Origin of the sequence: Micromonospora sp. NPDC049089, assembly GCF_040648775.1 — a bacterium.
Taxonomy (GTDB): domain Bacteria; phylum Actinomycetota; class Actinomycetes; order Mycobacteriales; family Micromonosporaceae; genus Micromonospora.
On record NZ_JBEZEH010000232.1, the window covers coordinates 1 to 10774 of the forward strand.

Sequence of the window (10774 nt, forward strand, 5' to 3'; positions counted from 1 at the left end):
GCTTCCGCGACCAGCGGCCGGACCCCGGAGCGGCCCAGGGCGAGGGACCGGACGCGCAGCAGCATCATGGCACGGCCCTTCGCCTGTCCGTGTGCGTCAGTCCCGGGCCGGCGCCAGGCCGGCGGCGGTGAGTGAACGGCGTACCGCGGGCTGGACCCGGGTCAGCCGCAGCGGCACCCCGGTCCGCTCCGCCGCGTCCCGACCGGCCATCAGCGCGGCGATCCCACCGGCGTCGAAGCCACCCGCGCCGACGAGGTCGACGACCACCTCGCTGGGCTGGCCGGTGACCGCCTCCAGCATGGCCCGGCGCAGCTGGTCCGCGCCGTCGCGGTCGATCTCGCCGCCGACCTCGACCACCACCGAGTCGCCGTTCTGCTTGACCGAGATCCGGGTCTTGCCCGGGTCGGGTTCGGCGGCGCCGTTCTGCCATGGCGGCGGCGCGTCGGCGAGCATCGCCTGACGCAGCCAGGTGAGCGCCCGCGACAGCAACCGGGACACGTGCATCTGCGAGATGCCGAACCGGGCGGCGATCTCGGCCTGGGTCTGGTTGCCGTAGAAGCGCATCGCGAGGATCCGTCGCTCACGCCAGGGCAGTCGGTGCAGCAGACCGCTCACCGTCACCCGGTCGTCGACCGACTCCAACGCGTTGTCGGACTCGCCGACCAGGTCTCCGAACTCGGCGGAGCTCTCCCCGCCCACCGGGGCGTTCAGCGAGGCCGGGCTGTAGCCGGCGGCCGACTCCAGGGCGGCGAGGATCTCCTCCTCCGGGGTCTCCAACCGGGCCGACAGCTCGGCCACGGACGGGGCCCGGGACAGCTCGCTGGTGAGCGCAGCGGTGGCCTGCCCCACTTCGAGGATCAGGTCCCGCAGTCGGCGGGGCACGTGCACGCCCCAGGTACGGTCCCGGAAGTGCCGTTTGATCTCGCCCACGATGGTGATCGCGGCGTACGCGGTGAAGGAGCCCCGTTCGGGGTCATAGCGGTCGACGGCGTTGACCAGGCCCAGCCGGGCCACCTGCTCCAGGTCCTCCAACGGCTCCCCCCGCCCCCGGTACCGGCGGGCCAGCCGGCCGGCGAACGGCAGCGCGAAGCGCACCAGGTCGTCCCGGGCCTCCCCCCGCCGCTCCGGCGGCAGCCCGGCGATCCGGGCCGCGTACGCCATCGCCGCCGCGTCGAGATCCTCCAGACCCCGATCGTTGGGTGGTGGTGGGGTCGTGGTCGTGGTCGTGCTCGTCTGTCCGAACATCCGCGCCTCCCTCAGGAAGGTCCCCCGCCCGGATCGGGAAACCGGTCGTGCGCGTGGTCGAGCCACGCACCGGGCCGGAAAGTGGGTCAGTGACTGGGATGCCAGCGGGCGACAACACCTCTACGCAGCGCAATCAGGCCGTCGCAGCCAGCGATGTTCCCGCTCCGTAGGTACTCAATCACGGGACCCCGGGTTCGCGAGGAAGTTTCGGCGTCCTCCGTCTCAGGAGACCAACAACCCCTGGTGGCCGCCGCTGTCGCGGAGCACGGCCAGCGCCTCGGCGACCCCCAGCGGGGGCGGCGCCGGCAGGTCGTACGGCTGGGCGCGCAGCACCTCGGTGGCCCGGCGGGTGGGCACCGAGGTGACCGGGTACCCGCGGGCGGTGGTGCGGTCCAGCGCCCGACGCCGCCGGCCGAACCCGGCGACGGCCAGCCACTGCGGCAGCCCTGCCAGCGCGGGTGAGCGCACCCCGGGCGGCTCCGGCAACACGTCCACCGAGCTGAAGGGCTCGCTGCCGGCCAGCCACCACTCGGCCTCGTCGACGCTGCGGCGGGTGGCGTTCTCACACCAGTACGGCACCAGCCCCGCCCGCACCACCTGCCACGGATCGAGCAGTCGACCGCACTCCACCACCAACCGGTCACCGGTCTTGCCGGCGCGCCGCAGCCACCGCCGGTAGAGGTCGGCCACGCCCGCGCTCAGTGCCGCCGGCCGGGGCACCAACACCCGGTGCAGCGGATGCTGGTGCCGGGTGGACCAGTCCCGCGCGGCCAGCTCGAAGCCCGAGTCGACGCCGTGCTCGGCGTACGCCGACGGCACGGACACTTCCGGCGGCTCCCAGCGGGTCGCGTCCCCGCCGACGGAGCGCAGCACCTGCCGCAACGCGTGGCTGTCCGGGTGGAAGTCCACCGGGTCCAGCCCACTGCCCGGGCAGCCGACCTGGAAGCTGTGCCCCGGTCCGCGCTCCAGCACCGGCCAGGTGCGTGCGTCGCGGACCAGCAGCACGGGGGCACCCGGCACCAGCCGGTCGGCCAGGAACCGCGCGTACGCGGCCGGTAGGGCCCTCCACGTGGCGGTCAGCGACACGGTCGCCCCGGTCAGCGCGCCGCGGCTGGCCGGGCAGTGCACCTGGCGCAGGTGCAGGTCGGCGTTGCCGACGAGCAACCGGGCGGAGAGTGCCGCGCCATGCTCCGCGGCGTCCCCCGGGCGGTCCACCGCGCCGTCGGACCAGTGCACGGTCATCTCGAAGCCCGCCGGCAGCCACGGCACCCCGAGGGCCACCGCGAGGTGCGCGGCAGCGCCGTGCGGAGAGCCGATGAGCACCCCCGGGTAGCGGCGGCGGGGGTACTGGTCGACGAACCAGCGGGCCACCCTCGCGGCGTCCACCTCGTCGATCTGGGCCACGGTGAGCGCGACCCGGCCGGCGGCGCGGGTGACCGCGGCACGGCGTACCGGTTCGGGGGCGCCGGGGAACCGCGATGTCGGCCCGGTGTGCCCGAGGTCGGCGCAGTCGACCCCGCGCAGTGCACGGGCGGTGGCGGCGACCAGCACCCGGGCGGAGCTGCCCGCGGCCACGACCCGGTCGCCGGCGAGACCGGCGCCATCAGCCGTGAGCCCCTTGTGCACCTTGTGCACCGGCCCCACCTTGCCTCGTTCGCTCACCACGCGGCCCGGCTTCCCGTCCCGATGGGGTTCAAACGGGGCATCACCCACCCGGCGGCACATTCCGCTGGTCAGCGGGGTGCCCCGGTCATCACCGGCGTTCGGCGGCTCGGGTTTCGCCAGGGCCAGGACGGGCACTTCCGGGGCCATGCGCACCGACGACACCAGCGAGCCAGCCGCCGCCACGATCACCCCGTACGAGGACGGACCGCTGCTGGTCCGCGGCGACTTCGCGTTGGTCACCCCGAACGGCGAGCGCATCGACGCGCGGCGGGGCACTGTGGCGTTGTGCCGGTGCGGCAAGTCGGCGCTCAAGCCGTTCTGCGACGGCACCCACAAGGCGATCAACTTCCGCGCCGGCACCACCCGCGAGGGCTGACCGCCACATCCCCGAGTCACGCGGCGAGAGGGCGCGGAGGGGCCGCACCAGGGGCACGTCCCCTTTGCTCTGCACCCGCCCACGCGCCAGTTACGGACCGTGTGCGGTGCATGGGCGGGTGCAGAGCAAAGGGCGGATCCGGGGCGGCACGTCCCCCACCCGGCGGCAGGTCCCACCGGGGCGGCACGCCCCCACCCTGGGCGGCACGCCCCCACCCTGGGCGGCACGCCCCCACCCTGAGCGGCACGCCCCCACCAGGCGACAAGCCCCTCGGGTCAGACGAACGCGGGCGGGGCCACCTCGGGCGACGCGACGAGCGAGACCGTGGGCGGCAGGGGCGGCGGGGCGGGTGTCCGCAGCGAGCTGCGGCCCGCGGCCCAGCTGTCCAGCAGGTGCCCGGCGAACAGCCGGTCCACAGCGAGCCCGGCCGCCGCGCCGAACAGCACGTCGCGGGCGAGGGCCGGCTCGACGCGGACCAGTCCGCCGCACATGTCGTGCGCGGCGATCTGCTCGTGCACCGCGTCGGCCTCGACGTGCTCGTCGTAGAAGCGGGTGGCCACCTCGTCGAAGCCGAGCCGGCGCAACCCGTTGCCGTAGCGACGGTTGGGCAGCGAGGAGGTCATCTCGAACGCGGCCAGGTGCCCGAGCAGCGCGCCGCGCAACCGCCGGTGCAGCCCGAACAGCGACATCAGGTTGTTGGTCGCCAACGTCACCGCCGGCGCCACGTCGATGTGCGCGCCGTACGCCGTGTCCAGGCCCAGTCGGTCGAGGGTGCTCCGGAACAGCTCGGCGTGCATCCGGTCCAGCCGCCCGTTGCCGTACTCGTCGGTCTGGATCTCCACGAGCGCGGCCTTGGCCGGGCCACCGAGGCGGGGCAGCGCCCAGCTGTGCGGGTCCGCCTCCCGCAGGTGGTAGACAGAGCGGTGGGCGACGAACTCGCGGAACTGGGCGAGGTCGGCGCGGCGTTGCAGTGTCGCGGCCAACGCCGGACCGTCGTCGGCGGCGACCACCTCGGCCAGGCCGGCCGCCACCCCGGCGGCGGGCACCGACGGCGTGCCGGCCAGCCGACGCAGCGCCGCCTCGAAGACCCGTTCGCAGCGGGCACGCAGCGCCAGCAGCGTCGGCTGCCACTCCCACGACTCGTCCACCCCGAGCCAGCCCCGGTAGTGCAGCTCGTAGCAGAGAAACAGCGTCAGCTGCAGGTCCTCGTCGGTGATCGGGTCCGCCGGGTGGAGATCGACGCCGAGATCGGCCGGCAGGTCGTGCGGCGGGTGCCGCAGAGCCTCGACGACTGCTGCGGAGAGCGGGCCGCGTGCCCTCGGCAGTGTCGCGGGACCGTAGCGGCGGTCGGCGGGCTCGGACATGGGACCTCCAGCGTCGTCAGGCCGCTACTCATGCCCTGGCCCGGGGTGGCTAAACGAGATCGTCGGCGCTCGTGGTGACCTCCACCTGCTCACGGACTTTCCGGGCCGGGGCGCCCTCGGCGTACAGGCCGCGCAGGTCGGCGAAGGCGGGCTCCGGCGGTGCCAGCGACACCGCCGGGTCGACGACCGCCTCCAGTACGCAGGGACGGTCGGCGGCGAGGGCCTCGTCCCAGGCCGCGCCGACCAGCTCCGGGCGGTCCACCCGCACCCCGTGCAGCCCCAGCAGCCGGGCCCACCCGGCGTACGGCACGTCGGGGCGGCGGTGGGTGGGGTCGGACGACGGTTGTCGCCCGCCACCCATGCCGTTCTGGTCCCGGTTGTTGAGCACCAGCACGACCAGCCGCGGGTCGCGCCACTGCTGCCAGAGGTGCGAGACGGTGATCAGTTCGGCGAGCCCGTTGAGCTGCATCGCCCCGTCACCCACCAGCGCGACCACCGGTTGGTCGGGCGCGGCGAGCTTGGCCGCCACCGCGTACGGCAGCGCGCAGCCCATCGAGCCGAGGGTTCCGCACAGCTGCGCGTTGACCCCCGGTGGCAGGGTGAGGTGGCGGGCGTACCAGTAGAGGACCGAGCCGACGTCGACGGCGACCGCGCCGGTGCCGGGCATCCGGGCGGACAGCTCCTGCAGGACGAGCTGCGGATTGACCGGGTTCGCGGCGGCGGCGGCCCGCTCGGCCGCGACCTCCCGCCAGCGGTCCACCGAACTTTCCACAGTGGCGCGCCACTGCTGTTCGGACCGGCCACGCAACCGGCTCAGCAGCGCCCGCAGCGTCTCCGCGGCATCGCCGACCAGCGGAACGTCGGCCGGGTACCGGGTGCCGATCCGGCGACCGTCGATGTCGATCTGCACCGTCCGCGCCTGCTCGGGCATCGGGAAGTAGTCGGTCCACGGGTCGTTGGTGCCGACCATCAGCAGCGTGTCGCAACCACCCATCAGCTCGGCCGCCGCCGGGGTGCCGACCTCGCCGAGCACCCCGGTGTGGAACGGCAACCGCTCGTCGAGCACCGGCTTGCCGAGCAGCGAGGTGGCCACCCCGGCACCCAGCCGGTCGGCGATCTCGATGATCTCGGCGGCGGCGTCCCGACCACCCTGGCCCACCAGGATCGCGGTCCGCTGGCCGCCGCCGAGCAGCTGCGCGGCGGCGTCCAGGTCCGCCTCGTGCGGCAGGACCCGGGCCAGCGGCTCGCCGGGGGTCGCCGTGATCACCCCGGCGCTGTACGACTGAAGGGCGGGTACCAGCGCCTCCTGCAACTGTCGGGGCAGCACCACGCACGTCGGGCTGCGGGTCGCCGCCGCCGTCCGGAACGCCTGGTCCAGCAGCGCCCCCACCTCGTCGGGGCTGCGGCCGTACCGGACGAACTGGTTGCACACATCCCCGAAGAGCCGGCTCAGCCCGATCTCCTGGTGCGCGCCGCCGAGCGGCCCGGAGATGTCCTCCCCGACGATGGCCACCACCGGTTTGCTGTCCAGCTTGGCGTCGTAGAGGCCGTTGAGCAGCTGGACGGCGCTGGGGCCCTGAGTGGCGAGGCAGACCCCGATGCCGCCGGTGAACTTGGCGTGCCCGGTGGCCATGAACGAGGCGGTCTCCTCGTGCCGGGCCGGGATGAACGCCGGCTCGCCGCCGGTGCGGTCCAGCGCGTCGACCAGTGGAGCGATCGCCTCGCCCGGGTACCCGAAGGCGCGGGGTACCCGCCAGGCCAGCAGCCGCTCCACCAGGACGTCCGCAACCGTTCGGTCAACCATTGCCGCGCCCCGGTGTGCCGGGGTCGACGTAGCGCAGTACCGCTCCGACGCCGTCGGTGAGGTCGGGCGCCTCGTCGGCGCCGAGCACTGTCAGTGCCGCGTCGGTGCCGACGAGCGCCCGGACCAGCGCCGCGTCGGCGCGTACCCGCTGCGGGTCGGCCACCGACATGGCTGCCAGCTGCCCCGGGTCGATGGCGATCTCGGTGGGTTCCGCGCCGATCCACAACTCACCGTTGGCCGACGGGTCGTCCACGATGATCATCATGTCGACCTGGTTGCGTTGCAGGGCCGAGACGACCGCGTCGAGCCCGCCGCCCACGTCCTCCTGCACGCCGAACTTGTCCAGCGCGGCGCTGATCCGCTGGTCGGCGATCTCCGCGATGGTCTGCACCGTGAGGTCGTCCAGCATCGTCTGGTCGGCGCCGCCGGCCCGCGAACCGGCATCGGTGCGGACCACCAGGTCCTGCCAGCGTTCCGGCATCTGGGCGGCGATCATTCCGGTGGCCCGGACGTCACCGGCGACCACCACCACGTCCGCGCCGACCCGGTCGGCCAGCTGCACGGTGGCCGCGGTGACGTCGCCGGCGTTCTGGTGCCACGCCTCCATGGCCGCCCGCTGGTAGCGCGACTGGGACCAGCCGCCGGGCTTCGCCCGTCGCAGCGGATACTCGTCCCGGCCGGCGACGTGCGCTCGTCGGGGTACCCCGCCGGCGCTGACCGCCATCGCGTCGGCGCCGAGCCGGTCGGCGACCACACGTACCCAGGCCACCTGCTCGCCGCGTTGCGCGAGCAGCGGCATCACGTGCGGCAACGGGCCGACGTGGGCCAGGTCCCGCAGTGGCGGCGCGGACAGGTACTCGGAGAGCACCACCTGGCCGTGACTGGCGAAGACCGCCAGCCCGTAGTCCCCGACCATCGGATCGTGACCTCGGACCACCCGGTCCAGCGCGGCGATGTTCGCCTCGTCCGCCCCCTGTTCGGCCAGGCTGCGTTCCAGGGCACGCCAGCGCAGATCCAGTGCGGGTTTGGCGTCCTCCGTGTCCGCGGAGGCGTCCAGATACACCGAGCACCACGGCCCGGGACGGTCGTAGAGCGGGCGCAGGAAGGACAGCTGCATGCTCGACCCCTTTCCAGCTCGGCCCCCCGCTTACCCGGGTCGCGGGGGATGTCACCTCGCGGCCGTGAGCCCGTGACCAGGTTTCATTCACGTCGTTCAACCGAAGACGTCGATACGATCTGTGAACACATGCGGACTCTCGGTGGTGGAAATGGACAGCGGACTCGACACGCGACGGATCGTGCACCCGACGGAACGAATCGTCACCGGGCGGCTGATCCGCCTGCTCGACGGCTACACCCGTGAGGTACGCGTCGGTCAGCCGGTGCTGGTGGCGGTGCTCGCCGCAGCGGCCTTCGCCCGGCTGCCCGCGCTGCTGCTGCGCTCGCTCTTCTCGTTCGGCGGTGGTGGCACCCGTCGTCGCTGGAAGGAGCTGAAGCAGGGCCCGGAATACCTGGTCACGCCGGTGCGGCTCCGCAACACCGCCGGCCAGCTCTGCGAGGTGGAGCTGCACGGGCACCTGCCGCAGAGCGCCCTGCACCCGGCCGACCAGGTGCAGCTCACCCTGCGCCCGCAACGCGACCCGGAGTTGCCGCCCCGGATCGAGCGGATCGTCAACCTCACCACCGGGCAGTTGCTGACCCCGCGTACGGCGACGCTCTGGTCGCATCTCGGGCCGCCACTGCTGTTGCAGGCGTTCCTGGGCACACTGCTGCTGGCCGGCATAGCGGCCTGCTCCGCGCTGACCTGACCGGCCCCCGGCGGGTCGGCGGGTCGGCGGGGCAGTTCAGCGGGGTGCGCGGGCGGTTCGGCGGCTCAGCCGACCGGGGCGGGCTCGCGGGCCGGTTGCCGGTCGACGCCGAGCATGCCCCGGCGGCGGGCCCAGCGCTCGAAGACCAGGGTGGCGAACGGCGGCACCGCGCTGGCCAGGGCCACCGCCGTGGCCAGCAGGCTCCACCGGTGCAGCCGGGCCACTGCCAGCACCAGCAGGACGTACGCGACGAACAGGCCGCCGTGGATCGGACCAAAGATCTTGACGCCCAGCTCGTTGTCCGGCGGACCGTACTTGACCAGCATGCCGACCAGCAGGGCCAGCCAGGAGCAGGCCTCGGCGATCGCCGCCGCGACGAACAGCCGGGTCACCTTCTCGCGCATCCGCACGCCACCACCTCTCGGGGCGCAATGCTATCGGTCCGCTCTGGCTGGGCTAACAGGGCTGGCAGTTGGGTAGGAAAGGGTCCTCGGGTCTTCCCCCGCCCGCCGACAACGTGCGAGGTTAGGGGGACCAGCGGTGACAGGGTGGTGACCATGGGCGAGGACGTCGGCGTACGAACCTTCAGTCGAGAGGACCGAGCCCGATACCGCGACAAGGTCCGCCGCTGCCTGGATGTCTTCGCCGAGATGCTGCGCGAGTCGCGCTTCGACCTCGACCGGCCGATGACCGGCGTGGAGATCGAGCTGAACCTGGTCGACGAGACGTCGAATCCGACGATGCGCAACGCCGACGTGCTGGCGGCCATCGCCGACGAGAGCTTCCAGACCGAGCTGGGCCAGTTCAACGTCGAGATCAACGTGCCGCCGCGCCGGCTGACCGGCACCGGCACCGCCGACTTCGAGGAGTACGTGCGGGCCAGCCTCAACGCCGCCGAGGTGAAGGCCCGGGCGATCGGCGCGCACATGGTCATGATCGGCATCCTGCCGACGCTGCGCCCCGAGCACCTGACCGCCGAGACGCTGTCGGCCAACCCCCGCTACAAGTTGCTCAACGAGCAGATCTTCGCGGCCCGCGGTGAGGATCTGCCGATCGCCATCAGCGGGGTGGAACGGTTGGCGGTCACCGCCGACACGATCACCCCGGAGGCGGCCTGCACCAGCACCCAGTTCCATCTCCAGGTCAGCCCGGCCCAGTTCGCCGACTACTGGAACGCCGCCCAGGCGGTGGCTGGCATCCAGGTCGCGGTCGGCGCGAACTCGCCGCTGTTCTTCGGCCGGGAGCTGTGGCGCGAGACCCGCATCCCGCTGTTCCAGCAGGCCACCGACACCCGGTCGGAGGAGATCAAAGCCCAGGGGGTACGCCCCCGGGTCTGGTTCGGCGAACGCTGGATCACCAGCGTGTTCGACCTGTTCGAGGAGAACGTGCGCTACTTCCCGGCGCTACTGCCGGTCTGCGACCCGGAGGACCCGGCGCAGGCCCTCGCGGCCGGTGAGGTGCCCAAGCTGGCCGAGCTGCGCCTGCACAACGGCACCGTGTACCGGTGGAACCGCCCGGTGTACGACGTGTCGCGGGGCCGGCCGCACCTGCGGGTGGAGAATCGGGTGCTTCCCGCCGGCCCGACCGTGCTGGACACCATCGCCAACGGCGCCTTCTACTTCGGTTTGGTGCGCGCCCTCGCCGAGTCGGACCGGCCACTGTGGTCGCAGATGTCGTTCAGCGCCGCCGAGGAGAACTTCACCAGCTGCGCCCGGCACGGCATCGACGCGCAGGTCTTCTGGCCCGGTCTCGGTTACCTGCCCGTCAGCGAGTTGGTGTTGCGCCGGTTGCTGCCGATGGCGCATCACGGTCTGGACCGGTGGGGCCTCGACCCGGCCGAGCGTGACCGGTTGCTCGGCGTCATCGAGCAGCGCTGCCTGACTGGCCGCAACGGCGCGACCTGGCAGGTGGAGACGCTGCACCGGTTGGAGTCGACCGACCACCTGGACCGGCCGGAGGCGCTGCGCGAGGTGGTCAGACACTACGTCGACCTGATGCACAGCAACCGGCCGGTGCACGAGTGGCCGATCCCGTGAACACATCGGACGGATGGCCCGATCAGCGCGGGGCTCAGCCTCGCGGGGTGGGCACACCGAAGAGGTCGATGATGCCGCCGGGAAGCTGGGCGAGCAGGTCGTGTCGCTCGTCGTCGTTGAGCGCCTCGGCGACGGTACGCAGCACCGCCTGGGCGTGTTGACGCACCTGGTCCGCGTTCGCGACCTGCTCGCGATCCCCGACGTTCTTGAGGAACTCGCCGACGTCCCACGGGCGGCCCTGCGGGTTGCGGGTGACGGACCCGTTCAGCCGGTCCGGTAGCTGCGCCGCCAGGTTGTCCGCCTCCTGTCCGGCGAGCCGTTCACCGAGCACCGACAGGACGGCCTGTATGGACCGCACGGCCTCGTTCTCACCGAGGCCCGCGCGCTGTCGTACCGTGGCGATCATCTGCTCGTACTCCATGCCCCGCTCCTTCGGTCTCGTCGGCATGCCGTCAGGCGTGCCTGTTGACGAACGG

Annotated in this window: 10 protein-coding genes; 3 read left to right on the forward strand and 7 right to left on the reverse strand. The window is 73.0% G+C overall.

The window, feature by feature from the left end; genetic code table 11:
- Window positions 1-96: 96 nt before the first annotated feature.
- Window positions 97-1245 carry a SigB/SigF/SigG family RNA polymerase sigma factor gene (locus tag AB0B48_RS28835; protein WP_091408326.1) on the reverse strand — a complete coding sequence of 383 codons (1149 nt, stop codon included), beginning with the start codon at window positions 1243-1245 and terminating at the stop codon, window positions 97-99.
- A 222-nt stretch (window positions 1246-1467) separates the two neighbouring features.
- The gene (locus tag AB0B48_RS28840) at window positions 1468-2910 is read right to left on the reverse strand and encodes a hypothetical protein (protein ID WP_357206965.1); all 1443 of its coding nucleotides are present in this window, start codon (window positions 2908-2910) and stop codon (window positions 1468-1470) included.
- A 145-nt stretch (window positions 2911-3055) separates the two neighbouring features.
- Here AB0B48_RS28840 and AB0B48_RS28845 point away from each other — a divergent pair, with 145 nt between their 5' ends.
- Window positions 3056-3286, forward strand: coding sequence for a CDGSH iron-sulfur domain-containing protein (locus AB0B48_RS28845; protein ID WP_355007868.1), 231 nt, complete (start codon window positions 3056-3058; stop codon window positions 3284-3286).
- Window positions 3287-3561: 275 nt separating this feature from the next.
- Here AB0B48_RS28845 and AB0B48_RS28850 read toward each other — a convergent pair whose 3' ends face one another.
- From AB0B48_RS28850 to AB0B48_RS28860, 3 genes are read right to left on the reverse strand one after another with little or no spacing between them, the layout of a single operon-like run.
- Window positions 3562-4650, reverse strand: coding sequence for an iron-containing redox enzyme family protein (locus AB0B48_RS28850; protein ID WP_357206967.1), 1089 nt, complete (start codon window positions 4648-4650; stop codon window positions 3562-3564).
- Window positions 4651-4699: 49 nt separating this feature from the next.
- On the reverse strand, window positions 4700-6454 hold the full coding sequence (locus tag AB0B48_RS28855) for a thiamine pyrophosphate-binding protein (protein WP_357206969.1): 1755 nt from the start codon (window positions 6452-6454) through the stop codon (window positions 4700-4702).
- Window positions 6447-7571 carry a Vms1/Ankzf1 family peptidyl-tRNA hydrolase gene (locus tag AB0B48_RS28860; RefSeq protein WP_357206971.1) on the reverse strand — a complete coding sequence of 375 codons (1125 nt, stop codon included), beginning with the start codon at window positions 7569-7571 and terminating at the stop codon, window positions 6447-6449. The genes AB0B48_RS28855 and AB0B48_RS28860 overlap by 8 nt, the downstream gene beginning before the upstream one ends.
- 142 nt (window positions 7572-7713) lie before the next feature.
- On the opposite strand from AB0B48_RS28860, the gene AB0B48_RS28865 reads away from it, so the two are divergent.
- The gene (locus AB0B48_RS28865) at window positions 7714-8262 is read left to right on the forward strand and encodes a hypothetical protein (RefSeq protein WP_357206973.1); all 549 of its coding nucleotides are present in this window, start codon (window positions 7714-7716) and stop codon (window positions 8260-8262) included.
- 65 nt (window positions 8263-8327) lie between these two features.
- Here the strand turns inward: AB0B48_RS28865 and AB0B48_RS28870 are convergent, their stop codons facing one another.
- Window positions 8328-8666 (reverse strand): DUF3817 domain-containing protein, encoded by a 339-nt coding sequence (locus AB0B48_RS28870; RefSeq protein ID WP_355008027.1) that lies wholly within the window; start codon window positions 8664-8666, stop codon window positions 8328-8330.
- A 153-nt stretch (window positions 8667-8819) separates the two neighbouring features.
- On the opposite strand from AB0B48_RS28870, the gene AB0B48_RS28875 reads away from it, so the two are divergent.
- Entirely contained in the window at window positions 8820-10298 is a 1479-nt protein-coding gene (locus tag AB0B48_RS28875) for a glutamate--cysteine ligase (RefSeq protein ID WP_357206975.1), read from the forward strand.
- A 34-nt stretch (window positions 10299-10332) separates the two neighbouring features.
- Here AB0B48_RS28875 and AB0B48_RS28880 read toward each other — a convergent pair.
- The coding region (locus AB0B48_RS28880) for a DUF2267 domain-containing protein (RefSeq protein ID WP_357206976.1) at window positions 10333-10774 on the reverse strand (442 nt) is incomplete at its 5' end.